Raw genomic sequence first — 24988 nt, 5'->3', positions numbered from 1 at the left:
CCATTGGAGAAAATGCCAGTTGCTATATTATTGATTACCTTCAGTGCGGATTAACTGATATCGATAGCACGCATACGTTTAGGTGACATAAACAACCCACCCTGTCCTGCGTAGACTCCCAAGCGAAGTAAGCACTTCCATTCTTGCTGGTTTTCAATACCCACGGCAATGACTTTTGCATCACTATTTAAACAACTTGCTAGTAAACTTTGCACCGCCACTTGATTGGTGCTTCTTAAGTGAATATCTCTGATTAAACTGCTGTGAAGTTTTAAGTAATCAATATTAAAATCTAAAATGTATTGTGTATTAATGACGTACTTACCAACATTATCTATGGCGATTTGGCAGCCTATTTTCTGTAATGGCACAATGGCGGTACGTAAAGAGTGATAATGTTTATCGATTAAATGCTCAGAAATTTCAATCACTAAGTTATTACGTAACGCCTTAGGTTTCTGCATCAATTCAAATAGGAACCATTTGTAGTTTTCTTTATTCATTAATAGGTGTGAGCACACATTCACCGATATAGGCTTAGAGGACTCACCTCTTTGTACCAATAACGCTAACACCTTTTCTAGCATCTGCCTGTCTATTTTTCCCTGTAGCCCACACTTCTCAGCCATCGGCATAAATGTACCTGAGGTAATTACCTCTTGGTCATTATTGATAATACGTGGCCATAACTCTGAATAAACAATACCAACCGCATCTCGTTCCATCACATGCTGTTGATAGAGTAATAGAGACTTTTTCTCTAAGACCTGATTTAACAATGTACGCCAACGTACTGAGCCTTTACTAACAACTGTATGCTTCAGGTTTTCCTCGGAAATATGCCATCCACTAACTTTTTGATGCTCAGCCACTAACAATGCTCGATTTACGTCATCAATAATCAAGTCTGTTTTACTCGCATACGGAAAGTTAACAACACCAACATGAAAGAAGCTTTCTATCATTTCTGGCTCGGGTAATTGTAATTGGAATAATGAACGAGTAAGCTGTTTTGCTACCACTTTACTCTCGTCATAATCCATTTGTGGCAATAGAATAACAAATTCAGTTTTATTCGCACGACCATAAAAACTATCATCAAAACGACGACAGAAATGATTTAACAAATCGACCATCTGCTCTATGACTTTTTCACTTGGCGCGCTACCAAAACGATATTTCAACGTGCTTAATTCAGTTAAGCTAACTAAGATTAAAGTGCTCGATGCATAACTCTCATCCATCACTACAGTATCAAGACGATTATCAAAGGCCAGTGCGATTACCTATCCCCGTTGCTTCATCTAAAAACGCTTTACCGCGAATATGAATATCAAATACGCTTCGCTCTTTACGACTGTTTTCTAATCGCTCAGATAACACATCTAACGCTTTACTTGCCGCCTTCGGCCATTCACCTTTTTGTGCAATACGTGCTGTTGGATTGTTCTGCAACAAATAGCGTGCTCGACGCTCTAATAGTTCTGCACCATTAAAAGATAGTTTAATCCAACGCAAGGCAAAATACAGTAAGCTCAAAGAAAGCAAGATAGCAGTACTTATCCCAATCAAGGGCCAAAAGGTGAATTGCAAATCAGAAAAAGGCTGGCGAGTGTGTAAAATCAAATGCACCCAGGATAATTATCTAAGGTGTAAGAGTAACGAAGTAACAACCGCATTGGGTAGTATTCACGACTTTCAAAATAGTTTTGATAAACGGTAACATCATCTCGTTTAACCTCTAAACGGACAATACCAGAGGCGTCTAAGAGATCCGGTAACCAGTGATCAAATTGAGTAACAGTAGTTTGTTTGTCTAACTGTTTTTCAATAACTTGAATAATACTGTCAACTCTTTGTTGATGGTGCTTCAAGGTCAGTGCGCGTAAACTGAATAAGCCTCCAACTAAGACTAAGCCAATACACGTCAACACAATCGCACTAGTAATAAACGTAAACTTATTAGTGAACTTCATAACATCCCTGTGGCAAACTATTTCAAATGTAAAGGTGAGTAATCATTAAAATAACAATATAATACCGAGCCAAGTAACCACTTCCATTGGTATGATACTCAACACATCGATAAACGGATCTATTTTACTGATTACCGTCATCTACTTAATGCAATTGGTATAATGCTTGGTCGTTATACTTTCATCATCATTTAAGCTTCTAATAATAAGCTGTAATAGGAAATTTTCATGGCCATTAATTCAACCCTTTCAAATCCAAGCCAAGTGTTACAGCGTAACCAATCTTTATTTATCGATAAATCTATATTAGTTGCAGGCAATATAGATGACCACTACCCTATCCACCTACAAACAATAGCATCATCAAGTACTTTCTGTTTCAATGATTACCGTTATTATGAGCAATTAAAAGAGCAATTAACGGATTCAGATGTACATTTTACAGCAGATTATCAAGGTAATGATACGCCACAAAAATTTGATTTGCTGTTAATTTATATTCCTAAAGCCAAGACAGAAATTGAATACCTACTGGCTAACTTAACCCCCACTTAAAAGAAGGTGCGGGTATTGTATTAGTTGGTGAAAAAAATGTGGTATCAAAAGTGTTTCAGGTCTTATAAAGCCTTATTCAGAATATAGTAATCCCATTGATTCTGCACGACATTGTAGCATTATTTATGCTGAATTGAGCAAACCTGTTAGTGAATTTAAACAACAACAATGGATTAAAGAGTATCCTTTGAATATCAATAACATTTCTCTCACTATTGTTTCTTTACCTGGTGTATTTAGTTTTGGAGAGTTAGACAAAGGCAGTGAATTGTTACTCAAGAATCTACCTGAAAATCTATCAGGTCAAGGATTGGATTTTGGTTGCGGCGCAGGTGTTTTATCTTGCTATCTCCTTAAAAAACATACTCAATTATCATTAGATTTAATTGATGTAAACGTTTATGCTCTAGCCAGTGCAAAACTAACATTAGAAAAAAATGCTCTTAAAGCGAATGTTTTTGCATCCGATGTATTTTCAAAAGTAAATAAAGAATACGATTTACTCCTTTCTAATCCGCCTTTTCACTCTGGTCAAAAGACTAATTACCAGTGCAGCAGAAGGGTTTATCAACGAATCAGCTAAGTTTTTAAAGAAAAAAGGTAGGCTAACCATAGTCGCGAATAAATTCTTACGCTATGAGCCTCTTTTAATTCAGGCATATCAGCAGTTTAGTGAAGATGCTCAAAATAATAAATTTAAAGTATTGAGTTGCCTCAAATAATTATCATGTAAACCTGTTACCTTAGTCGTTTGTTGTTAGTATCAAAGAGTTAAACTGATTTAGTTAAACAGGCGCTATGGCATATCTCTCAACTGTATTAATAATGTGGTCTTAATAATAAAAAATAATTGATTTAGCGCTAAGGTAAGTAACGACTTAAAGCTTTAGGAATAAATGCTTACCCGCTAAATAATAGATAAAACAGCGCACACTATTGGTCAGGTTGACAGTGAGACCAATTATATTAAATAAATGCTCTAAATTTTGCGTAGGAAGAGTGACTTAGCTTAAGGTGTAAATGTCATCAATGTTTATTCCATTGACGAAACTTACAACAAAGAGGTAAGTATTTTTAACAAGCGAAATAGAACATTAAGTTTGTAGGATTGGTTTTATGCATAGCTTTAAAACATAATATATGTGGAGGTTCTATGGCTGATATTTTGGCTATGATTCTTGCTGGCGGTGAGGGCTCTCGGCTTTTTCCATTAACAAAGAATCGCAGTAAACCCGCTGTCCCTTTTGGCGGAAATTATAGATTAGTTGATTTTGCATTAAATAACTTCGTTAATGCAGACTTAATGAAAATCTATATATTAACTCAATTTAAGTCCCAATCTCTCAATATTCATCTCCGCCGTGCATGGCGATTATCAGGTATTTCAGACCGCTTCATTGAAGCAATCCCGGCACAACAGCGTGTTAATAAAAACTGGTATTCAGGTACTGCTGACGCGATCTATCAAAACTATCGTTTTATTGAAAAAAGCAAAGCTGACCATGTCTGTATTTTTGGTAGTGACCACATCTATAAAATGGATGTGCAACAAATGGTGGATCACCACCAGCAAATGGATGCTGAATTAACGGTTGCTGCGATTCGTGTACAAAAAAGCCAAGCACACCATTTTGGCATTATAGAAATAGATGATGCGGGACACATGATAGGTTTTGCAGAAAAGCCTAACAATGATGAAGCAAAAACAATCCCAGGTGACCCAGACCATGTACTTGCCTCTATGGGTAACTATATTTTTAAAACAGATATATTACTCAACGCGTTAGAGAAAGATGCTTTGAATGAAGAGTCTAGCCATGACTTTGGTAAAGATATCATTCCTACAATGTTCCCACAGGGAAAGGTATTTGTTTATAACTTTAACGACAATAAAATACCGGGCGAACCTGAAAATGCTTATTGGCGAGACGTAGGTACCATAGATTCATATTGGGAAGCGCATATGGATCTGCTCAATGATGATCAACCTATCTCTTTATATAATAAAAACTGGCCTTTACACACCTATCATCCGCCCTTACCACCAGCGACATTCCGTGATCAAGGTGACTCTGAAACCCGTGTTTCAAAATCTCATATAGGGGCTGGCTCTTATATTAATGGTGCTGAAATAGAAAACTCTATTCTTGGTTTTAGAAGCCATTTATGTACCAAGGTAAAAGTAAAAGGCTGTGTCTTTTTAGGTAATGCCAAAATAGGTAAAGGTGCGCGTTTAACCAATGTCATTCTAGATAAAAATGTCGAAATTGCCCCCAATACCGTTATTGGTGAAAATTTAGAAGAAGATCGTAAACACTTTACTGTTTCTGAAAATGGCATTGTAGTGATTGGAAAAGGAAGTCGTATCGGCTTTGCATAACCACTAATCCAACAAACTAATACTGCTACTTATATTACTTAAGATGAGGTTTACTCATGGCAAAAGTTCTTACTATGATTTTAGCTGGCGGCGAAGGCTCCCGTCTTTACCCATTAACGCAATCACGTACCAAACCTTCTGTGCCTTTTGGTGGCAGTTATCGACTAATTGATTGTGTATTAAATAACTTTGTTAATTCAGACTTATTACGTATTTACGTATTAACGCAATTCAAATCACAATCTCTTAACGAACACCTACGTAAAGCATGGGAATTAAATAGTTTTACTGACACTTTCATTGATGCGATCCCCGCACAAATGAACAAGGGCAAGCATTGGTATACGGGCACAGCTGATGCTATTTATCAAAATATCCAGTTTATTGAAGCGGATGAAGCCAAGATCGTCTGTATTTTTGGTAGTGATCATATTTATAAAATGGATATTCGACAAAAAATAGAATTCCATAAACAGAAAAAAGCGACTTTAACAGTGTCTGCTATTCGCTTACCAAAAGAACAAGCTTACCACTTCGGTATTATTGAAGTAGATGTTAACGGTAGAATGATTGGCTTTACTGAAAAACCTGCGGTGGAAGATGCAAAAACCATCCCAGGTGATCCTGACCATGTGCTCGCTTCAATGGGTAATTATATTTTCAATTCTGCGGCGCTACAAAAAGAACTCATTCGTGATGCCGAAGATGAGCAATCAAGTCATGACTTTGGTAAAGATATTATTCCTCACCTGTTAGAGACTGAAGATGTATTTGTTTATGACTTCACCACCAATAAAATCCCCAATGAAGTGGGCGGAGCTTATTGGCGTGATGTCGGTACCATTGAGTCCTACTGGGAAGCAAATATGGATCTTATCAAAGAGACTCCACCTATCTCTTTCTATAACAGAGCATGGCCAATGCATACCCATTATCCAGCCTTACCTGCTGCTAACTTTCAAAACCATCAACAAAGTAACTGCTCTATCCGTAGGTCTTTAATTTCAGATGGCGCATTAATCATTGGTGCCACGGTTGAAAAGTCAGTATTAGGCTTTAAGTGTTTTGTTGATGAAGACAGTACTGTGTATGAGTCCGTATTACTCGGAGACACTAAAATCGGTAAAAACTGTGAAATTATCAAAACCATTATTGATAAAGATGTAGAAATTGCAGATGGTGTTAAAATTGGTGTAAACCTAGACAGTGATAGAAAGCGCTTCACCGTTTCCGATGAAGGTATAGTGGTTATCCCCAAAGGTGCTAGAATTGGCTTTGATAGTTAACCTATAAACAGCATAAATTATGCTTGAATAAAGGCGTTTCCAATGGATTCTAAAAAATTAAAAATCCTGTTCATCTCTTCTGAAGTAGAAGGGTTTTCAAAAACAGGTGGCCTTGCAGATGTAGCTAAAGCCTTACCTTTAGAGCTACGTAATATGGGGCATGAAGTGGTGATTATCACTCCTTTTTATCGTACGCTAGAGCACCGAGAAACAGCGAAACAGGTACATCAACTACACTTAAAAACCGATACTGCACGACCGGATATTCCTTTTTCAGTACAAGCGCTCTCTTTAGATGGTGTTAAAGTTTTAGCCATTGATAATGCCCATTACTTCGATCGTTCAGGCTTATACGGTGAAGAAAACAATGCCTATGCTGATAATGGAGAACGTTTTGCTTTCTTTGGAATAGCCGCATTATTAACGGCTTTAGCGGAAGACTTCTCGCCAGATATCATTCATTGTAACGACTGGCATACCGGGCTTGTGCCTTACTTATTAAAAACTCGCTTTCACAATTACAGCCAATTTTCAGAGACTAAAACCGTACTAACTAGCCATAATTCAGCGTATCAAGGTATTTTTGAAAAATCCTTGTTAAGCCTGATTCCAGAAGTTAGCTCATGCATGGATGACCGTGTGTTAGAAAGTTATAGTTATATTAACTTTTTAAAAGTAGGTGTTATTTACGCTGATAAAATCAATACAGTGAGCCCTAACTATGCAAGCGAACTGTTAACGCCCTTAGGCTCTCATGGTATGTCCGATCACTTTATCGAACGTATTCACGACTTCGAAGGCATTTTAAATGGCTGTGATTATAACGATTGGAGCCCTGAAACAGATAAACTGATCCCTTACCATTTTGATAGCAATGATTTATCAGGCAAAGAGAAGTGTAAAAAGCATTGCAGGAGAAAGTTGGATTAACCGTCAATGACACTCCTATTTTTGGCATGGTTTGTCGATTAACCGACCAAAAAGGGTTTGGGCTTATTATTCCAATTCTTGAACGTTTTTTAAAACATAATGTACAACTTGTCATTGTTGGCTCTGGCGACCCAGCAATTACTGGCCACTTAACTGCATTAGCCGCTCATTATAGCAATAACTTTAAATTTATTAATGGTTATAGCAATGAGTTATCACACTTGATTGAAGCGGGCTCTGACTTCTTTTTAATGCCATCTATCTTCGAACCTTGTGGGTTAAACCAGTTATATAGTTTAGCTTATGGCACCCTACCTATTGTACGTGCTGTAGGTGGATTAAAAGATACGGTTATCGACTACGATCAAGACACGGATAATGCCAATGGTTTTATGTTTTATGAACCAAATGCTAACGAGTTATTGAATATATTAAGACGTGCATTATTACTCTATATTGAGCACCCAGAAGAGATGTTGCGCTTGAAGACTCAAGCCATGCGTTCACACTTCTATTGGTCTGACTCAGCAAAACATTATCAACGCTTGTATCACAATGCATTACATATTAATCCACAATGGGATAATGATTAATTCACTTCAATATTAGATAACAACGAAGTTTAATAGACATAAAAAAACCTGATTAAATCAGGTTTTTTATTAAACGCGTAGCTATATATACTAAGACAAATTAACTAAAAACGGGTCTCTGGATAGCTTTTTATTATTATCAGCTTCAAACCAATTGAGCTTCGATGCTAGATTAACAACTTCACCAATAATCATAATAGTTGGCCCTTCCAAACCACCGCCTAAAATAGAGAGTTCAGATAAGGTTCCTGTGATCACTTGTTGATCATTGGTAGTCCCTTTATTAATTAACGCAACAGGTGTCTGTTCATCACGCCCATTAATTAAAAGGTTAGTTTGTATCTCTTGTGCGCGTAATAAGCCCATGTACACGACCAATGTTTGGTGTGGTGTCGCTAGAGACTTCCAATCTAAGGCTTTACCGTCTTCTTTTCTATGCCCTGTTACAAAGGTAACCGATTGAGCATAATCTCTATGAGTCAAAGGAATACCAGCATAGGTGCTACATCCAGAGGCAGATGTAATGCCCGGTACAACTTGGAAAGCAACGCCTGCTTCAACTAACTCTTCTAACTCTTCACCGCCACGCCCAAAGATAAAGGAGTCCCCACCTTTAAGACGAACTACTTTCTTACCTTGCTGAGCAAACTCCACTAACATTTGATTAGTGCGAGATTGTTGCACTTCGTGCTTACCTGCGGCTTTCCCTACCGAGATTAAATCAGCATCACGGCGTACTAGCTCTAAGATATCTTTAGAAACTAATCGATCATATAAAACAATATCCGCTTGTTGCATTAATTGTAATGCTTTGAGTGTTAATAAAGATGGATCGCCAGGCCCAGCGCCTACAAGTGCGACATCACCTTGAGCCACATCATCATTCAAATTATCTTCCATGAATTGTTGGGCTTTTTCGGTTTGACCTTTTTGCAATAAACTTGCTAAATCCCCATTACCAAACAACTTTTCCCAGTAACGGCGGCGCAGTGACTCTTTGGTGATCACCTGTTTTACACGGTGACGAAATTCACCTGAAATCTGTGCTAATCGCCCTAAATGCATCGGCAATAAGGCTTCTAAACGCTCACGTATTAAACGTGCTAATACAGGTGCTTTACCACCACTTGAGATAGCAACAACGATTGGAGAGCGATCAACAATAGAAGGCATGATAAAACTACATAATTTGGGCTCGTCGACCACGTTAACTAAAATCTGTTTTTGCTCTGCAAGTTGTGCAACATGTTCATTGATATGATGTTGATTGGTGGCTGCTACCACTAACCATTTGCCTTCCATCATCTCATCGGAGAAAGGCGCTTGAATCACTGATAGCTGGTTATTTTTGGCTTTTTCTAATAACGAATCACAAATATCTGGTGCACAAACAGTAATTGAAGCATTCGCTTTTAATAGAAGATGCACTTTACGCGCAGCAATGTCCCCGCCGCCCACTACTAGGCAATGACGATTCTGTAATTTGGTAAAAATCGGAAGATAGTCCATATATATCTCAGGTAACTGGTCGAGGTCGACACTATAAAGAATAACAGGTGCAATATAAAATATTTAAAATGTATTATTTATGATATTTGTATATATAAATTTATTTAACTAACTGCTTTAAAGCAATAGATATACACCAAATGATTATTGAACTGTCTTTTGTAATGAATATAGACAGCTGCCCTTCAATAATTTAAAACACCTACAATTAGCGCATCAAGGCTCTCACACCATCATGCATGGTGAATATGCCTAGTATCTCATCCTGATCTAATACAGGCAGACAACTAATATCGTGAGTTAACATCAAGTTTAACGCATCTTTAATTGAAGCATCTGGCTCGACCGTCACAGGGGAACGAGTCATTACTTGATGTGCTGGTCGCTGTGCGGTGTCAAAGTCACGCTGCAACTCTGCTTCAGTACCTAAAAAAGGGCTTAGTACTCTTAATAAATCTCGGTCACTAATCACACCTTGCAGTTTGCCATCTTCAACCACTAATAAGTGATGGAAACCAGCTTCAGATAATATATTCCTAAGGACAGGAATACGATCGTCCATGGTCACCGAGACAACTCTTGAGGTCATTGCTTCTACAACTTTCATATCCACTCCTTTTTGTGCATACGGATTGTGCTAGCTTCCCCTTATAGATACAAAAAAGGCCAGTACAACTGGCCTTATTATAAACGCTTAATAACAAAAAAGCAGATTAGTTGTTAACGAAATCAACACCTAGTTTAATATCAGCATGTAATACTGACAGCATCTCTTGTTTTTTCGCTTCTTCGAATGCACTTAACTCACCACAAGGTAGCACACGGTCAATACCGTTTTTACCTAATAATAGCGGTTGAGCAAAGAATGGTGAGTCAGGGTTACCGCCATCTACATAAGCATTCTGAATAATACCTTGCTTACCAGATAGTGCTTTAACAAGGTTAACACCAAATACAGCTGCAGCACGTGCCATAGATAACGTAGCAGAACCACCACCGGCTTTTGCATTTACAACTTCAGTACCTGCATTTTGGATACGGTCAGTTAGGTCGATAACTTCTTGGTCAGTGAACTCAACGTTTTGCACTTGAGATAATAAAGGCAGGATAGTTGTACCACTGTGGCCGCCAATAACGTTAACAAATACGTCTTCAGATGGGATACCTTTTAGCTCACCAACAAACTCTTCAGCACGGATAACATCTAGCGTAGAAATACCGAATAGTTTGTTTTTGTTGTAAACACCTTTTGCTTTTAATACTTCAGCAGCGATAGCTACTGTTGTGTTTACTGGGTTTGTGATAACACCGATACATGCTGTAGGCGCAACATCAGCTACTTTGCCGATTAATGTTTTAATGATGCCTGCATTAATGTTGAATAAGTCTGAGCGGTCCATACCTGGCTTACGTGCAACACCCGCAGAAATTAATACTACGTCAGCACCTTCTAAAACAGCCGTTGGATCATCACCACCAACACCATCAACTGTAACACTTGATGGGATGTGGCTTAAATCTTTAGCAACACCCGGAGTAACTGGAGCAACGTCGTATAGTGATAATGTAGAGCCTGCTGGTAAATCTAATTTAAGTAATAAAGCGAGGGCTTGACCGATACCACCTGCAGCACCAAGAACAGCAACTTTCATATTTTTCTCCAATGAAATAAAAAATGTTTATATATTTAAGAGTAATCGCATCTATTCTAAAGTGAATAAATACGCATGTGTGAAATATGTTAAACAATTGTGACTTATGTTAAAGATTAGCGTATTTGTAAATGAATGGGTACTACTAAATTCCTCAGCTCAGCGCTATTTTTGAGGAAAATATTGATCATAAATTTGTTTATAAGTACCATTTTCAACAATTAACTTCAAACCTTCATTTAAACGTAAACGTAGATCATCATTGCCTTTTTTCACAGCAATGCCATAACCTTTAGAAAATTGCTCAACAAACACTGACTCCGTTCTGCTGATCACCAAAGGGGGTTGTTGCTCATCTTGTTTACTCAAAAAATCATTTACCACCTCAAAATCAGCAAAAACGGCATCAATTTCTCTCTTTGTAGAGCTAATAAAGCCGCTTTTGAAGAAAAGTAAGGAACAATATAACTATCTTCAGGCGCCAATTTTATTAAATAATTTTGATTAGAGGTATTCGCTTGTACGCCAATCAACTTACCTGATAATGAAAATGCAGTTTGTAATGGGTTCTTGCTAACAAATACAGGTGGGACTTTATAATAACTATCACTGAAGTCGACTTTTTCTAGTCGCTCGCTAGTAATATCCAATGCTGCAATCACTGCATCATACCGCCCAAAGGGAAGGGTTAATAATAAACCATCAAATCGATGATGTTCAAAACTACAGCTCATATTCATTTCATCACAAATAGCCATTGCGATATCAATATCAAAACCAGCAATTTTTTTATCTTCAGTCAAGAACTCAAAGGGGTAGTAGTTGGCATCAGTAGCAAATCTAACTTGTATTTTTTCTAACGCTTGTGCACAAAGAGAGGTGGATAATAGGAAACTAATAAGCGCTAATTTGCGCATTAAAAAAGCCATAAGATATCGTCCTGATAAAATTTAATTCCAGCAAATGTTAGCAGAACTCCCGTAAAGAAAGTAGCTATCCTGTTATAAATGCATTTATTTTATAAAAAACGAATAAATATGCAAAAAAAGTGACATTTAATCTATTCACTGGGCACTACTTTAGATTAAAATAGTCCCTTTATTATCTTAAATAGATGGGAACAGTAATGCGCAAAGCTTCTGAATTGATGGACTTTTTTAAATGTTTACTTAAAAAGAGCATTTAAGCTCACAAAGTGAGATTGTTGATGCTTTGTTAGAAGCCGGTTTTACACATATCAATCAATCCAAAGTATCTCGTATGTTAAGTAAAACAGGTGCTGTTAGAACCCGTAATGCAACGGGTGATATGGTGTATTGTTTACCTGTAGAATTAGGTTTACCTACCACCACTAGCCCACTTAAAAACTTGGTTGTAGATATTGACCATAATGAAAGCTTAATTGTTATTAGAACCAGCCCTGGAGCTGCACAATTAATCGCTCGCTTACTTGACTCAATGGGTAAAGCGGAAGGTATTTTAGGTACTATTGCTGGCGATGATACTATTTATATCGCGCCGAGTAGCACAGCACAAATAGAAGAAACATTGGTCGTGGTACACAAGTTATTTGATTAATAAGAGGATGTTATTAGCACTTTAAGTGCTTAAATTTTATTGTTCTTTAGCTATGTTAGTCGTAATTCTCTAGAAAGTTCCTCCCCCTGGTTACATGACTAACTATACAAATTCACACATAACCTGCTTTCCTAGCATGCGACTTTGCAATGCTTTCCTATACTAATAATGGATCAAATACTGAAAGCTTGTTCTCTTTTGTGCAACTAATAAGCTATTTAATCTACGAAAAATACCTTAGCTAATTAATAGAATAAGTATTCATCGTCATTTCTACGCAGAAATGTATGACTTACATTCAAGATATTCGACGATTAACTTCGTTAAGCTCCTATCGAAGCATTAACAATAAGGGAAGCAAATGATCAGCCTACATCGTGGTTTTACATTAATTGAGTTACTGATCGCTATCGCTATTTTAGGGATCATAGTCAGTATTGCTTACCCTTCATATCAAGACTTTGTCTTAAAAACACGACGTACTGAAGCACAAAGTGAACTGATTAAAGCACAAGTAGAGCAAAGTAGTTATCGCATCACAGAGCCGAATTACAGTTCAGATATCAATATTATTGGCTTACCAACAGCACATGAGCACTATACTTTTAGCATAGTGTCAGCCTCAACACACACTTACCTTTTAAAAGCACAAGTAAAAGAGAGTAGTGTACAAAAACATGACGAAGTAATTTGTCAAAGCTTGTATATTAACCAAAGCGGCCTAAAAACAAGCGATGGTGAAAAGCAAAACACCGCTTGCTGGTGATACCAACAAGCGGTGTTATAAACAAACGATTAACAATTAGTAGTCGCCTGATAACTCTTCATTATGAAGAAACTTCAATGGTTTACCAAACACATGTTGATAAATAACATTGTACGCGAGTACGTTTTGTACGTAAGCACGAGTTTCATAAAATGGGATAGTGTCTATCCAGCTATCAATTTCAATTCCTTTATTGCCTTTTTTCTTTTCGGCACTCACCCATCTATCCACGCGATGTGGACCAGCATTATAAGCAGCTGTAGCTAATACTCGATTACCATTATAACGGGTTAATAGACCATTAAAGTATGCAGTACCTAACTGAACATTAAGCTCTCCCTGATTTAACTGCTCTACTTTATTGTATTCTGTTAAACCAATTTTTTTTGCTGTTTCCTCTGCCGTTTTAGGCATCAGTTGCATATAACCACTCGCACCTACAGGAGATTTAGCATGCTGGTCAAAGCTACTCTCACGTCGAGTTATCGCATAGATATAGGTTGGCTCAACATTATATTGTTTAGCGGCCTCTACAAATAATTCAGCTTTTGCATTCGGGAAACGAATATTTAATGCATTCCAGCTTTTAGAGTTAATACTCGCTAGCACTGATAAATATGGCCAATCTTGATTGTAAGCATACAAACCTAATTGCTGTTGTTTAGCTTTACTCTGATTACTGAGTAATCGTTGCCATTCTCTTTTAGCTGAAATATTTAGGTCATGGTAAAGCAGCTCTTCAATCACAGATAGCTTTGCTTCTAACCCTTTTAGGCTGCCTTTTTGTTCAACAATAGCTTGTGCGTTAAGTGAAAAATCTACACCCAGTTTTTGAGCGGCCATAAAACCATGGAAATTACGATTTTTAGCGACTTTGTTATACAAAGCCTCTGCTTGATCTGATTTCCCAGCATGCTCTAAAACACGTGCTTGCCAGTATAACCAAGCCGATGAATTACGTTTATCATCTGGTAATTGCGAGATCCAAAATTCGATGTTTTTCCAATCATCACGCTTAATCGCATAACGAATACGCTGCTCAATCAAGGATACATTACCCAACTCCCCTAACTCTTTATCTAACCAAGTGAAGTATTGAATTTTACCACGTTGAACGATAATACGAGCAAATTGTGTTTTTAACTGTTTTTCTTCACTCTTAGTAAAGTTAACTTTTTTGCTATAAAAATTGTAAAGCTCCATCGCTTTTCCTAAATCTTTATTAGCTAAGCGCTTTATTGTGGGTACTAAGAAGCTAAAACTACTTGCAGATCGTGAATTGAAAAGATCACTGTTTAACAGAGTTTCTGGTTTTTCATGCAGATTGTATAATTGCTTGGCTAAAGCGAGATTTTCTTTGTTCATTCTGGCCATTAAAAAGCGCATTAAACCACGTTTATTACTCACGTAACCTAACTCAAAACGTTGCCATATATCATTTTGTGTTAACAGGTCACTATTTTGGTAAAAAACATACACATCATCACATGCATTTGGCAGAGAGGTGCTAGATAACCAATATTTCTGCGCATCAGGCCACGCTTTTTTAGCGTTGCCTGTTGCAATGGCAGCCTGCAAATAATGACACTTTAACTGTCGATTATTTGGCATTCTTGGATAGGCCACCATAAACTGCGCCCAATCCTTCTCTTTTGATAGGTGGAAAAGATAACTACGCTGCAGATCTTCTGCTGCGATCTTGCCTTTATTATTTGCAATATAATCTAAAACAGCTTGATCACTAACCGTATCAAGATTAGCTCTTAAATAATAATATTTAGCCAGATACGCTAATGAATAATCATCAATTTTTTGAATGTTTTGATTGGCTTTTTGCCACTCTTTTTTCTCTTGTAATGCTAAGGTTTCAGTAAAAATATCTCGTTGAGCATCTAAACTTAATGCACTCACGAAGCTTGATGTTGAAAATAACAAACACCCTAAGATTAATCTCTTCATAACACCTCAACATAAATAATAAGTAATTAAAACATCATTTCACAAAACAACTGACGATAGCAACTCTTGCGTATAACTATGCTTTGCATTTTCAAATATTTCAGAGGTAGTCCCCTGCTCTACTACCTCACCAGACTTCAATACTAATACTCGGTGGCTAATTGCCCTTACCACAGATAAATCATGACTAATAAACAAGTAACTTAATCCTAGCTCTTGTTGTAAATTCTTCAATAGCTCAATAATTTGTTTTTGAATACTTCTATCTAATGCTGAAGTGGGTTCATCTAACACAATTAATTTAGGCTTTAATACCAACGCCCTTGCAATGGCAATACGTTGTCGCTGCCCGCCAGAAAACTGATGGGGATATCGGTTAGCCGCCTTACTATCCAAACCTACTTTTAATAGTACTTGTTGTACCTGTCGTTCTACTGCTTGCTCACTCAACCTATTATGTTGGTTAAAAACTTGCAAACCCTCTGCAACAATATCACGCACCGACATTCTTGGGCTCAAACTCGCGTAAGGATCTTGAAACACAATTTGCAATTGTTGACGTAACAACTGCAACTCATTTTTAGGTAACTGTCCTATTGTTTCTCCTAAGTAAACCACTTGCCCAGTATGCTTATTTAACTGAAGCAATGCCTGTGCCAAAGTGCTTTTACCTGAACCACTTTCACCAACAATTGCTAACGTCTCCCCAGCGTGAATAGTTAAAGAAACATCCTTTACTACCTGCGTCGATTTAATGACTTTTCCCCAAAATTTTTCTTCGTGGGAAAACTGACGTTAACCTTGTACGCACTTAACATTACTTTAGGATCAACCAATTCAGACATTTCACCTTCAGGTACTGCATTTAACAAGGTTTTAGTGTATTCATGCTGTGGCGCAGTAAATACCTGCAATGTTTTTTGATACTCAACCTGCTGCCCTTTACACATAACCAGAACGTCATCAGCAAACTGCCTAACAATATTCAAATCATGGGTAATTAATAAAATACCCATATTGAGTTTCTTTTGTAACGTCTTCAATAACGCCAATATCTGCTTTTTGAATCGTTGCATCTAACGCCGTTGTAGGTTCGTCAGCAATTAATAGATTAGGTTCATTTGCTAATGCCATAGCAATCATCACTCGTTGACGTTGTCCGCCAGATAACTGATGAGGATAGCTATTCAAGCGTTCTTCAGGGTTTTCTATACCAACTAATTTGAGTAGTTCTATGCTCCGTAATTGTGCTTTCTTTCCGGTTAATCCTTTATGTAACAAGAGAGTTTCACCAATTTGTTTTTCAATGCTGTGCAACGGGTTTAATGAGGTCATTGGTTCTTGAAAGATCATGCTGATTTTATTACCGCGGATTGCCTCCAACACTTGTTCAGGCTCTCCGAGCAATGGTCGACCTTGAAAATGGATTTTACCCGCTGGATGATGAGCATGTGGATAGGGTAATAATTGCAGAATAGATAATGCGGTTAGTGATTTTCCTGATCCACTCTCGCCAACAATCGCTAATGTTTTACCTTGTTCCAAAGTAAAACTAACACCGGATAATATGGACTGTTCAGCAAAACTAACGGCTAAACTATCAACACTTAATAGAGGCGCTTGTTCACTCATAATGTTTTCCTCGGATCAAATGCATCACGTGCAGCTTCTCCAATAAATACCAATAACACTAAGATGCTCGACAGAGAGATAAAGGCGGTAATCGCTAACCAAGGTGCATGCATATTATCTTTCCCTTGGGAGATCATTTCCCCTAAAGATGCCGATCCTAAAGGCAAACCAAAACCTAAAAAGTCTAAGGAAGTTAACATTGTTAACGCACCAGTAAACAGGTAAGGCATAAAAGTGAGTGTCGCAATCATAGCGTTGGGTAAAATATGTTTGAACATGATTGTTCTGTCTTTAACACCTAATGCTTTTGCTGCCTTTACGTAATCCAGATGGCGGCCGCGTAAGAACTCCGCGCGAACCACACTCACTAAACTAGGCCAGCTAAACACAATCATTAATCCTAATAACCAGGTGAAGGTCGGTTCAACAAAACTAGCCAAAATAATCAGCATAAACAGCATAGGTAAACCTTCCCATATTTCTAGTAATCGTTGCCCTAATAAGTCTATTTTACCGCCGTAATAACCTTGGATAGCGCCAACAATGACGCCAATTACTGAGCTCACTAAAGTTAAGGCTAGTGCAAACACAACAGAGATACGAAAACCATAAATTAAACGGGCGACTACATCTCGCCCTTGATCATCGGTACCTAACCAATTCACCGCATCTGGTGCTGAAGGAGCTGCGCTAGTGAGTTCATAATTAATGGAGTCATAATAAAAAGGGATCAAAGGCCAAATCATCCAACCTTCTTGGTTAATTTTATTAATCATATAAGGGTCACGATAATCGGTGGTGATATCAAAATCCCCACCTAACTCTTGCTCTGGGACATCTTCAATCACAGGGAAATACCAGTTTGACTGATAGGACACCATAATCGGTTTATCGTTTACCCAAAGCTCTGCAAGCAAACTTAAACAAAATAAAATAGTAAAGATCCACAGTGAATAATAACCACGTTTATTGGCTTTGAATTGAGTCCAACGTTGATGATTACTCGGGTTTTTCCGCATACGCTGCCAAGTTAATAGTAACGACATTATTGGCCCTCAAAAGTAATACGTGGATCAATTAAGGTGTAGGTAATATCACTAATTAATTTCAACACTAACCCCACTAAGGTAAAAATATACAAGGAGCCAAAAATAACTGGATAGTCGCGAGAAATAACCGATTCAAAGCTTAATAACCCCAATCCATCTAATGAGAAAATCACTTCAATCAACATAGAGCCAGTAAAAAAATCCCAATTAATGCAGCAGGTAACCCAGCTAAAACTAATAACATTGCATTTCTAAAAATATGCCCATACAAGACTCTATTTTTAGAACAGCCTTTCGCTCTAGCGGTTATCACATACTGCTTATTAACCTCATCTAAAAAGGAGTTTTTCGTGAGCATAGTTAAGGTAGCAAAACTGGCTAATACACTGGCTAGAATCGGTAAGGCGAGGTGCCAAAAGTAATCTTTAATTTGTGCATACCAAGGCATTTGCTCAAAATTATCAGAGGTTAAACCACGCAAAGGAAACCAACTAAAATAGGAACCACCAGCAAAAAGCACCACTAAAATAATCGCAAAAATAAAGGCTGGAATAGCATAACCAATGGTAACTGCAGTACTGGTCCACACATCAAAGCGGCTACCGTGACTAGTGGCTTTTTTAATACCTAGGGGAATGGAAATAAAGTAGGCTAACAAGGTCGTCCATAAACCCAGGGAAATCGATACTGGCATCTTTTCATAGATCAAATCAATCACGCTTTTATCACGATAAAAGCTATCGCCAAAATCAAAATTGATATAGCGCCACAACATGGAAAAATAACGCTCATATAAAGGTTTATCAAAGCCATATAACTTTTCTAAAGCTTTAATGTACTCAGGGTCCACCCCCTGCGCGCCTCGATATTGACTCTGTTTATTTGCCCCCTGCTTTATCTCACTTTCAGTGCTTGAAGTAAGACGATTACTAGCATTAGCATCAATTCCTTGATACTTAGCAATGGCTTGTTCCACTGGCCCACCAGGAGCAACTTGCACAATAAAAAAGTTAAGGGTCATGATCCCCAATAACGTTGGAATAATTAACAACAACCTTTTTAAAATATATTGCTGCATCTATTGTCTCTTTTCATTATTTTATGTGTTACTTCCTTTGACCACCAAATATCTAAACCAAGCTCGTAATCGGGAGCGATCTTCGGGTGCTCAAATTTATCCCAATAGGCAATGCGAGATGCCGGTAAATACCACTGAGGGATCACCATATCCTGCGACAATAACACACGGTCTAGCGCTTGAGTTGTATCCACTAACTGTTGACGAGTGGTCGCAGTAATTAACTGTTTAGTTAAGGCATCGATCACAGGGTCACAAATACCTGCCCAATTCGATGTGCCCACTTGATTAGCACTGTCGCATCCCCAAAAGCTCGCTTGTTCATTACCAGGGGAAATAGATTGTCCTTTGCGTAATGAAACAAGATCAAACTGGAAGTTGTTTAAACGATTAATGAATTGTGAAATATCCACTAAGCGGATATTAGTTTTAATGCCTATTCTTTGTAGGTTACGACGGAATGGGTGAATAATCCGCTCAAAGTCTTTGCTATACAGTAAAAACTCAAAGCTCAACTGCTCACCTTGCTGGTTTTGCATTTTACTGTCTTTTAAGGTGTAACCCGCCTCTGCTAATAATGCTACTGCTTGGCGCATCTGTACTCTCACGTTGCCATCACCTGATGTTTTGTTATTCGTTAAAGGCTGAAAGACTGATTCAGGGAGCTGTGATTTGTAAGGGGTTAAAATCGCCTTTTCAGCTTCGCTAATTTTTGTTCCTGTCGCTAACTCAGAGCCGGAGTAAAAACTGTCTATACGTGTGTACGCATTATAAAACAGGGTTTTATTTGCCCATTCAAAGTCGAATAATAATGAAATCGCTTTGCGTACTTTAGGATCTTTAAATTTATCTCTACGTAAATTAAACCAAAAGCCTTGCATTCCCTGTGGGTTTTTATCGGATATTTGCTCTCGTTTTATTTTTTCGCTATCAAATTGTTCGCCAACATAACCTGTTGCCCAACGTTTAGAAGAGCTTTCTAAACGATAATCAAAAGCGCCCGATTTAAAGGCTTCAAAGGCCACTGTATCATCACGATAATAATCAAAAATAAGACGATCAAAATTGTATCGCCCTTTGTTAACGGGTAAACCTTTTGCCCAATAATCTTCATTACGTTGATAAACGATCTGCTTACCAGCATCAAAACCTTCAATACGATAAGGTCCGGATCCAAGTGGAATAATCAAACCACTTTTAGCAAATGCTTTACCCTGCCAAAAGTGTGCTGGGAAAATAGGGATTTGACCAATAATTAAAGGAAGTTCACGATTACCAGTCTCTTTAAATTTAAAAGTCACCTGTAACCTGCTATCAACCACAACCTGCTCAACCCCAGCGTAATAGGAACTATAATGAGGCGCACCTTCTGTGGTTAATATATCAAAGCTAAATTTTACATCCTTTGCAGTAATTGGCTGACCATCTTGAAATTTTGCATCAGGGTTAATTAAAAAACTCACTGAGCCAAAGTCATCCGCAACCCTCACTTTTTCTGCCACTAATGGATATAAACTAAAAGGTTCATCACTGGATTGCTGTAATAATGTATCGTAGATATAAGAAACACCTTCTGCGGCATTTCCTTTTACTATAAATGGGTTGAGTGAATCAAAGCTACCTATTGAGGCTTGTTTAAATGTCCCTCCCTTAGGAGCATTTGGGTTCACATAATCAAAATGCTGGAACTTGAAATCGTACTTTACATCCCCATACATACTAATAGTATCACCCCAAGATTGACCATGAGAAAAAAACTCATTGTAAAAAGGGTGCAAAATATGTAACTGTGTATATGCTTAATCTTATTCATAAAACAGAATAGCTCTAATAAAGTGATTATATAAGAGCATTAAAGATATCAAATGATTAAGTTATTGAAAGACTTTTAACCACAAATAATAGGAGATGTAATCTGAAATAAAGAATAAAACTAATTTACGCTTTCACAGACTAAGTACGACAATTCAGCAAGTAAAATTGCAATTTTTTTCAAAAAATATGCTTAGTTCAAAGAATAAATTGGTTTATCGAGAAGGCTTTCTAGATGTGACTTTCATCACATTTAAATTAAATTGAAAAGCCTAATCTATTACTGAACACAATAAGTGTATAACTAAAAGGTGTCCTAAATGAGAATTGAAATTACTAGCAAACAAATGACTATCACAGACACAATGCGCGCAAAAGTAGAGGAACGCTTCGAAAAGTTACAGAAACTACAAGTTTCACTGATTAAACCACATTTCATCATCACCAAAGAGCCTAAGGGTGTCAAAATTGAAGGCACAATTGGTGTTCCAAACGGTAAAATTTTTGCTCATGCAGAGCATGACGACTTATATGTTGCTATCACGCAATTATTCCAAAAAATTGAGCGTCAATTAAACAAACACATTCATAAAGATGAAGCAAACCGAGCGAAAAATAACGGTAAAGAGTTATGTCGTAACGGTGAAATTTCAGGCGAGCCGATAGAAGAGCCAGAGGTTGAAATTGAATCAGATGCTGAAATCAAAATGAACAAAGAATTTGCTGCATAAAGGCTGCATTTAAATTAATGAGTCATTAACACCAAGGAGGCTATCAGCCTCCTTTTTTGATCTCTCATTTAAGCTCGATTCACTTTCTTAATAGTTATACCATTCTGTAAAATTAACTGGTGAGCTTCATCCGATCCCTAAAGCATATACTTTTCACTCTTATAGGGATGCTGAGAAAGTCATTTTATGCTTTATATGTTTCATCAATAATACCGAAATAGGCAAATCAATTAGATCATATTTTTACTTAGATTGGTATGAATCAAAAACAAAATAAAATTCAACACATAAACATGCAGGCTGAAGCCAGCGCCCCTAATATTAAGCTTCGCTTAATGGCTATCGCCGTTTATGCCAATCTGTAAAATTAACTGGTGAGTTTCATCCAATCCCTAAAGCATATACTTTTCACTCTTATAGGGATGGGCTAAGAAAGTCATTTCATGCTTTATATGTTTCATCAATAATACCGAAATAGGTAAATCAATTAGATCATATTTTTACTCTGATAGGTATGAATCAAAAACAAAATCAAATTCAACACATAAACATGCAGGCTGAAGCCTGCGCCCCTAATATTAAGCTTCGCTTAATGGCTATCGCCGCTTATGCCAATCTGTAAAATTAACTGGTGAGTTTCATCCAATCCCTAAAGCATATTCTTTTCACTCTTATAGGAATGCTGAGAAAGTCATTTCATGCTTTATATGTTTCATCAATAATACCGAAATAGGCAAATCAATTAGATCATATTTTTACTCTGATTGGTATGAATCAAAAACAAAATTAAATTCAATACGTAAACATGCAGGCTGAAGCCAGCGCCCCTAATATTAAGCTTCGCTTAATCGCTATCGCCGCTTATGCCAATCTGCAAAATTAACTGGTGAGTTTCATCCAATCCCTAAAGCATATACTTTTCACTCTTATAGGGGGCTAAGAAAGTCATTTCATGCTTTATATGTTTCATCAATAATACCGAAATAGGCAAATCAATTAGATCATATTTTTATTTAGATTAGTTTTTCGGTAATAAAAAAAGGAGGCTATTGCCTCCTTTCGGTAATATCGTTGATATTACTTATTCTCATAATGACGATTATCATGTGCTTGCTGTAACATCACACGACTTTCATCTAAGAATAATGATGAATAATCACCCATCCAGTTAGTAACTGATTTAAAACGCTCAATAAACTCATCTCGATTTTGATTTTCCAATAGTTCAATCGCATCAGAGAAATGTTTATGGTATCGCTTGATCATGGTTAAGTTATTTTTTTGCGATAGGATAATATCAGCATATAAAGCTGGCTCCTGCGCAAATAAACGCCCTACCATTGCTAACTCTAAGCGATAAATAGGTGAACTTAGATCTAATAATTGCTCTAGATCCGCATCTACTTCTTGCAGATGAACACCATATACGAAACTAGTGAAATGACGTAGTGCTTGGATTAGCGTCATCGACTCATCATGTGTAGGTGCCGCTACAGGGTAAAGATGTGCCCCCCAGATCTTCATCTGTTCAATTAACCATTGGTAGTGTTCTTCACCGCGTCCATCACAGTACACAATAACTTGCTTTGCAAAACTAGAGATATCAGGACCGAACATAGGATGAAGACCAACAACAGGGCCTTCATGGACCGCTAACATCTCTGTTAATGGTTCGTCTTTAACACTGGTAATATCCGCTAAAATACAATCTTTAGGGAGGAAATTAAGCTGTTTAATCACATCCGTAGTTACATCAATCGGCGAACCAACAATCACTAAACCTGCTTTGCTACAAATAGCTTCTGCTTGATCCCAGTTAGCACGTCCTAAAACATCTACTTCGTAACCCGATAGTTTAAACATTTCAACAAAACGTTGGCCTAATAAACCGTTACCACCAATGATCACGATACGCTTCATCGCTGGATTAACTGTTTTAAAGCCTGTTTCGTTTTCACTTGCATAAGACTCACGCATGGTACGGCGTAAGATATCTTCGATCAGGTTCGCAGGAACCCCTTTAGATTCAGCTTCTTCACGACGTTTAGCTAACATTGCAGCTTCACGATCTGGTGCATAGATAGGTAAACCATGTTTAGTTTTAACCTCACCTACTTCACCCACTAAGCGTAAACGCTCAGCTAATAGATCAATGATTTGCTGGTCAACAGCATCAATTTGATCTCGTAATTTACTTAAAGGCATAATTTACTTCTTATTTATTCAGGACAGTATCTTTTAATGATACAGCCGCTTGCTCTAATAATTCACAGGTAGTTGCCCAATCAATACAAGCATCCGTTACTGATACACCGTACTTAAGATCTTCAACTGGTAGTTTAGTTGGCTGATTACCAGCATTAATATTACTTTCCAGCATAATACCAATAATAGACTTATTACCCGCAACAACTTGTTGGAATACATCTTTAGCAACCAATGGTTGTAACTCATGGTTTTTACTAGAGTTTTCATGACTACAATCAACGATTAGAATCTCTTCCATATTCGCTTTTGCTAACGCTTGCTCTGCTAGTGCAACGTTGATTGAATCATAGTTTGGTTTACCGCCACCACCACGTAAAATAACGTGACCGTCTTTATTACCAGCAGTTTGTAGTAATGCACTTTGACCTGCTTGGTTAATACCCATGAAACGATGTGGAGATGAAGCTGATTGCATTGCATTTACAGCCGTTGATAAGCTACCGTCTGTGCCATTTTTGAAACCAACTGGTGTTGATAAACCACTCGCCATTTCACGGTGTGTTTGTGATTCAGTGGTACGTGCGCCAATCGCAGCCCAACTGAATAAGTCTCCAATGTATTGTGGGCTGATTGGATCTAATGCTTCAGTCGCAATCGGTAGACCTAACTCAGAAATCCAAAGCAGAAGTTCACGTGCTTTTTTAAGACCTGTCTCAATATCAAATGAATCGTCCATATGAGGGTCGTTAATCAGACCTTTCCAACCGACTGTTGTACGTGGTTTTTCAAAATAAACGCGCATAACAATATATAAGGTATCTTTATATTGTTCATGTAAGTCTTTCAAACGTGCTGCATAATCTTTTGCAGCTTCAATATTATGAATCGAACATGGACCACAAATAACTAAAAAGCGAGGGTCAGTTTTATGAACGATGTTAGAAATAGTTTGACGAGATTCATTAATGAATTGATACACACTATCAGAAGCGGGCAAAGACGCTTTAAGCTCTGCAGGTGTAATTAAAACAGTTTCTGATTGGATGTGGATATTTTCATTTTTTTGCGTAGTCATTTTGCTCTCATAGACAATTAATAGTGAAAATATAATAGCATAGCAAAATAATAGATCATGTGATTAAACCGCGGAGCTCAAATAAATGCGGATTAAATTAAATTAATGCCGCTATTTACCTGTTTTATTTTACAATAAAATATAATCTTGCTTATCTAACTGTGTTAAATAACGAGATAGGGACACCAAAAGCTCCTTCTAACCAGTATGTTTACTAAC

General features: G+C 37.4%; 27 protein-coding genes and 2 pseudogenes. 11 read left to right on the top strand and 18 right to left on the bottom strand.

Features of this window, described 5'->3' with window-relative positions; translation table 11 throughout:
* Positions 1-50: 50 nt before the first annotated feature.
* The 3 genes from ACLKL2_RS15185 to ACLKL2_RS15175 are packed head-to-tail and all read right to left on the bottom strand — an operon-like array spanning position 51 to position 1976.
* Positions 51-1244 (bottom strand): EAL domain-containing protein, encoded by a 1194-nt coding sequence (locus ACLKL2_RS15185; RefSeq protein WP_413694342.1) that lies wholly within the window; start codon positions 1242-1244, stop codon positions 51-53.
* A 22-nt stretch (positions 1245-1266) separates the two neighbouring features.
* On the bottom strand, positions 1267-1626 hold the full coding sequence (locus tag ACLKL2_RS15180; RefSeq protein WP_413692368.1) for a hypothetical protein: 360 nt from the start codon (positions 1624-1626) through the stop codon (positions 1267-1269).
* Positions 1623-1976, bottom strand: coding sequence for a hypothetical protein (locus tag ACLKL2_RS15175; RefSeq protein WP_413692367.1), 354 nt, complete (start codon positions 1974-1976; stop codon positions 1623-1625). The genes ACLKL2_RS15180 and ACLKL2_RS15175 overlap by 4 nt, the downstream gene beginning before the upstream one ends.
* A gap of 228 nt (positions 1977-2204) precedes the next feature.
* On the opposite strand from ACLKL2_RS15175, the gene ACLKL2_RS15170 reads away from it, so the two are divergent.
* The 8 genes and pseudogenes from ACLKL2_RS15170 (at position 2205) to ACLKL2_RS15135 (ending at position 7720) form a co-directional block, all read left to right on the top strand.
* The gene (locus tag ACLKL2_RS15170; protein WP_413692366.1) at positions 2205-2531 is read left to right on the top strand and encodes a hypothetical protein; all 327 of its coding nucleotides are present in this window, start codon (positions 2205-2207) and stop codon (positions 2529-2531) included.
* Between the two features lie 43 nt (positions 2532-2574).
* Positions 2575-2655 (top strand): annotated as a pseudogene (locus ACLKL2_RS15165) (hypothetical protein); the annotation flags it as partial.
* Positions 2656-2664: 9 nt separating this feature from the next.
* On the top strand, positions 2665-3114 hold the full coding sequence (locus tag ACLKL2_RS15160; RefSeq protein WP_413692365.1) for a class I SAM-dependent methyltransferase: 450 nt from the start codon (positions 2665-2667) through the stop codon (positions 3112-3114).
* Positions 3017-3253: a methyltransferase gene (locus ACLKL2_RS15155; RefSeq protein WP_413694341.1), complete on the top strand. Its 237-nt coding sequence runs from the start codon at positions 3017-3019 to the stop codon at positions 3251-3253. Before ACLKL2_RS15160 ends, ACLKL2_RS15155 begins: the two co-directional genes overlap by 98 nt.
* Positions 3254-3684: 431 nt before the next feature.
* Positions 3685-4911 carry a glucose-1-phosphate adenylyltransferase gene (glgC, locus tag ACLKL2_RS15150; RefSeq protein WP_413692364.1) on the top strand — a complete coding sequence of 409 codons (1227 nt, stop codon included), beginning with the start codon at positions 3685-3687 and terminating at the stop codon, positions 4909-4911.
* Between the two features lie 56 nt (positions 4912-4967).
* A complete protein-coding gene (glgC, locus tag ACLKL2_RS15145) occupies positions 4968-6197 on the top strand; it encodes a glucose-1-phosphate adenylyltransferase (RefSeq protein WP_413692363.1) in 1230 nt (409 codons plus the stop codon).
* A 42-nt stretch (positions 6198-6239) separates the two neighbouring features.
* Positions 6240-7127 (top strand): glycogen synthase, encoded by an 888-nt coding sequence (locus tag ACLKL2_RS15140; protein ID WP_413692362.1) that lies wholly within the window; start codon positions 6240-6242, stop codon positions 7125-7127.
* Positions 7106-7720 carry a glycosyltransferase gene (locus ACLKL2_RS15135; RefSeq protein WP_413692361.1) on the top strand — a complete coding sequence of 205 codons (615 nt, stop codon included), beginning with the start codon at positions 7106-7108 and terminating at the stop codon, positions 7718-7720. Before ACLKL2_RS15140 ends, ACLKL2_RS15135 begins: the two co-directional genes overlap by 22 nt.
* Before the next feature lie 90 nt (positions 7721-7810).
* Here ACLKL2_RS15135 and cysG read toward each other — a convergent pair whose 3' ends face one another.
* From cysG to ACLKL2_RS15110, 5 genes are all read right to left on the bottom strand, one after another.
* Positions 7811-9229, bottom strand: a complete 1419-nt coding sequence (gene cysG, locus ACLKL2_RS15130; protein ID WP_113817574.1) for a siroheme synthase CysG — start codon at positions 9227-9229, stop codon at positions 7811-7813.
* A 208-nt stretch (positions 9230-9437) separates the two neighbouring features.
* On the bottom strand, positions 9438-9836 hold the full coding sequence (locus ACLKL2_RS15125) for a CBS domain-containing protein (protein WP_413692360.1): 399 nt from the start codon (positions 9834-9836) through the stop codon (positions 9438-9440).
* Between the two features lie 106 nt (positions 9837-9942).
* Complete coding sequence (gene mdh / locus ACLKL2_RS15120; protein ID WP_290038921.1) at positions 9943-10881, bottom strand: malate dehydrogenase; 939 nt, start codon at positions 10879-10881, stop codon at positions 9943-9945.
* A gap of 165 nt (positions 10882-11046) precedes the next feature.
* On the bottom strand, positions 11047-11250 hold the full coding sequence (locus ACLKL2_RS15115; protein ID WP_413692359.1) for a transporter substrate-binding domain-containing protein: 204 nt from the start codon (positions 11248-11250) through the stop codon (positions 11047-11049).
* 8 nt (positions 11251-11258) lie between these two features.
* The gene (locus tag ACLKL2_RS15110) at positions 11259-11798 is read right to left on the bottom strand and encodes a transporter substrate-binding domain-containing protein (RefSeq protein WP_413692358.1); all 540 of its coding nucleotides are present in this window, start codon (positions 11796-11798) and stop codon (positions 11259-11261) included.
* Between the two features lie 209 nt (positions 11799-12007).
* Here ACLKL2_RS15110 and argR point away from each other — a divergent pair.
* Positions 12008-12459: pseudogene (gene argR, locus ACLKL2_RS15105) on the top strand (transcriptional regulator ArgR).
* A 361-nt stretch (positions 12460-12820) separates the two neighbouring features.
* Positions 12821-13225 (top strand): type IV pilin protein, encoded by a 405-nt coding sequence (locus tag ACLKL2_RS15100; RefSeq protein ID WP_113817626.1) that lies wholly within the window; start codon positions 12821-12823, stop codon positions 13223-13225.
* Positions 13226-13261: 36 nt separating this feature from the next.
* Here ACLKL2_RS15100 and ACLKL2_RS15095 read toward each other — a convergent pair whose 3' ends face one another.
* The 8 genes from ACLKL2_RS15095 to ACLKL2_RS15065 are packed head-to-tail and all read right to left on the bottom strand — an operon-like array spanning position 13262 to position 20661.
* Positions 13262-15184 (bottom strand): transglycosylase SLT domain-containing protein, encoded by a 1923-nt coding sequence (locus tag ACLKL2_RS15095; RefSeq protein WP_413692357.1) that lies wholly within the window; start codon positions 15182-15184, stop codon positions 13262-13264.
* A 39-nt stretch (positions 15185-15223) separates the two neighbouring features.
* Positions 15224-15940 carry an ATP-binding cassette domain-containing protein gene (locus ACLKL2_RS15090; protein ID WP_413694340.1) on the bottom strand — a complete coding sequence of 239 codons (717 nt, stop codon included), beginning with the start codon at positions 15938-15940 and terminating at the stop codon, positions 15224-15226.
* The gene (locus ACLKL2_RS15085) at positions 15922-16200 is read right to left on the bottom strand and encodes a hypothetical protein (RefSeq protein ID WP_413692356.1); all 279 of its coding nucleotides are present in this window, start codon (positions 16198-16200) and stop codon (positions 15922-15924) included. Before ACLKL2_RS15085 ends, ACLKL2_RS15090 begins: the two co-directional genes overlap by 19 nt.
* On the bottom strand, positions 16175-16816 hold the full coding sequence (locus tag ACLKL2_RS15080) for an ATP-binding cassette domain-containing protein (RefSeq protein ID WP_413692355.1): 642 nt from the start codon (positions 16814-16816) through the stop codon (positions 16175-16177). The genes ACLKL2_RS15085 and ACLKL2_RS15080 overlap by 26 nt, the downstream gene beginning before the upstream one ends.
* Positions 16813-17862 carry an ABC transporter permease gene (locus ACLKL2_RS15075; protein WP_425475319.1) on the bottom strand — a complete coding sequence of 350 codons (1050 nt, stop codon included), beginning with the start codon at positions 17860-17862 and terminating at the stop codon, positions 16813-16815. Before ACLKL2_RS15075 ends, ACLKL2_RS15080 begins: the two co-directional genes overlap by 4 nt.
* A complete protein-coding gene (locus ACLKL2_RS20280; RefSeq protein ID WP_425475318.1) occupies positions 17862-18050 on the bottom strand; it encodes an ABC transporter permease subunit in 189 nt (62 codons plus the stop codon). Before ACLKL2_RS20280 ends, ACLKL2_RS15075 begins: the two co-directional genes overlap by 1 nt.
* Positions 18044-18943 carry a microcin C ABC transporter permease YejB gene (gene yejB / locus ACLKL2_RS15070; RefSeq protein ID WP_425475317.1) on the bottom strand — a complete coding sequence of 300 codons (900 nt, stop codon included), beginning with the start codon at positions 18941-18943 and terminating at the stop codon, positions 18044-18046. The genes ACLKL2_RS20280 and yejB overlap by 7 nt, the downstream gene beginning before the upstream one ends.
* Positions 18925-20661: an extracellular solute-binding protein gene (locus ACLKL2_RS15065; protein WP_413692354.1), complete on the bottom strand. Its 1737-nt coding sequence runs from the start codon at positions 20659-20661 to the stop codon at positions 18925-18927. The genes yejB and ACLKL2_RS15065 overlap by 19 nt, the downstream gene beginning before the upstream one ends.
* 414 nt (positions 20662-21075) lie before the next feature.
* On the opposite strand from ACLKL2_RS15065, the gene hpf reads away from it, so the two are divergent.
* A complete protein-coding gene (gene hpf / locus ACLKL2_RS15060) occupies positions 21076-21486 on the top strand; it encodes a ribosome hibernation-promoting factor, HPF/YfiA family (RefSeq protein ID WP_113817583.1) in 411 nt (136 codons plus the stop codon).
* A 1077-nt stretch (positions 21487-22563) separates the two neighbouring features.
* Here the strand turns inward: hpf and tyrA are convergent.
* On the bottom strand, positions 22564-23691 hold the full coding sequence (gene tyrA / locus ACLKL2_RS15055; protein ID WP_113817584.1) for a bifunctional chorismate mutase/prephenate dehydrogenase: 1128 nt from the start codon (positions 23689-23691) through the stop codon (positions 22564-22566).
* A gap of 10 nt (positions 23692-23701) precedes the next feature.
* Positions 23702-24769, bottom strand: coding sequence for a 3-deoxy-7-phosphoheptulonate synthase (locus ACLKL2_RS15050; protein WP_413692353.1), 1068 nt, complete (start codon positions 24767-24769; stop codon positions 23702-23704).
* Positions 24770-24988: the final 219 nt, after the last annotated feature.

This window comes from Psychromonas sp. KJ10-2 (genome assembly GCF_047323255.1).
Taxonomy (GTDB): Bacteria; Pseudomonadota; Gammaproteobacteria; order Enterobacterales; family Psychromonadaceae; genus Psychromonas.
Note: the sequence above shows the minus strand (reverse complement) of the source record. Positions and strands in the feature narration are given on the sequence as shown.

Excerpts from the sequence above, each read along its gene's own strand:
- ACLKL2_RS15140 (WP_413692362.1), top strand. The coding sequence starts at position 6,240 with ATGGATTCTAAAAAATTAAAAATCCTGTTCATCTCTTCTGAAGTAGAA.
- cysG (WP_113817574.1), bottom strand. The coding sequence starts at position 9,229 with ATGGACTATCTTCCGATTTTTACCAAATTACAGAATCGTCATTGCCTA.
- ACLKL2_RS15125 (WP_413692360.1), bottom strand. The coding sequence starts at position 9,836 with ATGAAAGTTGTAGAAGCAATGACCTCAAGAGTTGTCTCGGTGACCATG.
- ACLKL2_RS15065 (WP_413692354.1), bottom strand. The coding sequence starts at position 20,661 with ATGTATGGGGATGTAAAGTACGATTTCAAGTTCCAGCATTTTGATTAT.
- ACLKL2_RS15185 (WP_413694342.1), bottom strand. The coding sequence starts at position 1,244 with ATGGATGAGAGTTATGCATCGAGCACTTTAATCTTAGTTAGCTTAACT.
- ACLKL2_RS15085 (WP_413692356.1), bottom strand. The coding sequence starts at position 16,200 with ATGGGTATTTTATTAATTACCCATGATTTGAATATTGTTAGGCAGTTT.
- glgC (WP_413692363.1), top strand. The coding sequence starts at position 4,968 with ATGGCAAAAGTTCTTACTATGATTTTAGCTGGCGGCGAAGGCTCCCGT.
- ACLKL2_RS15175 (WP_413692367.1), bottom strand. The coding sequence starts at position 1,976 with ATGAAGTTCACTAATAAGTTTACGTTTATTACTAGTGCGATTGTGTTG.
- hpf (WP_113817583.1), top strand. The coding sequence starts at position 21,076 with ATGAGAATTGAAATTACTAGCAAACAAATGACTATCACAGACACAATG.
- ACLKL2_RS15170 (WP_413692366.1), top strand. The coding sequence starts at position 2,205 with ATGGCCATTAATTCAACCCTTTCAAATCCAAGCCAAGTGTTACAGCGT.
- ACLKL2_RS15075 (WP_425475319.1), bottom strand. The coding sequence starts at position 17,862 with ATGTCGTTACTATTAACTTGGCAGCGTATGCGGAAAAACCCGAGTAAT.
- mdh (WP_290038921.1), bottom strand. The coding sequence starts at position 10,881 with ATGAAAGTTGCTGTTCTTGGTGCTGCAGGTGGTATCGGTCAAGCCCTC.
- ACLKL2_RS15095 (WP_413692357.1), bottom strand. The coding sequence starts at position 15,184 with ATGAAGAGATTAATCTTAGGGTGTTTGTTATTTTCAACATCAAGCTTC.
- glgC (WP_413692364.1), top strand. The coding sequence starts at position 3,685 with ATGGCTGATATTTTGGCTATGATTCTTGCTGGCGGTGAGGGCTCTCGG.
- ACLKL2_RS15100 (WP_113817626.1), top strand. The coding sequence starts at position 12,821 with ATGATCAGCCTACATCGTGGTTTTACATTAATTGAGTTACTGATCGCT.
- ACLKL2_RS15080 (WP_413692355.1), bottom strand. The coding sequence starts at position 16,816 with ATGAGTGAACAAGCGCCTCTATTAAGTGTTGATAGTTTAGCCGTTAGT.
- ACLKL2_RS15110 (WP_413692358.1), bottom strand. The coding sequence starts at position 11,798 with ATGCGCAAATTAGCGCTTATTAGTTTCCTATTATCCACCTCTCTTTGT.
- tyrA (WP_113817584.1), bottom strand. The coding sequence starts at position 23,691 with ATGCCTTTAAGTAAATTACGAGATCAAATTGATGCTGTTGACCAGCAA.
- ACLKL2_RS15050 (WP_413692353.1), bottom strand. The coding sequence starts at position 24,769 with ATGACTACGCAAAAAAATGAAAATATCCACATCCAATCAGAAACTGTT.
- yejB (WP_425475317.1), bottom strand. The coding sequence starts at position 18,943 with ATGCAGCAATATATTTTAAAAAGGTTGTTGTTAATTATTCCAACGTTA.
- ACLKL2_RS20280 (WP_425475318.1), bottom strand. The coding sequence starts at position 18,050 with ATGTTGATTGAAGTGATTTTCTCATTAGATGGATTGGGGTTATTAAGC.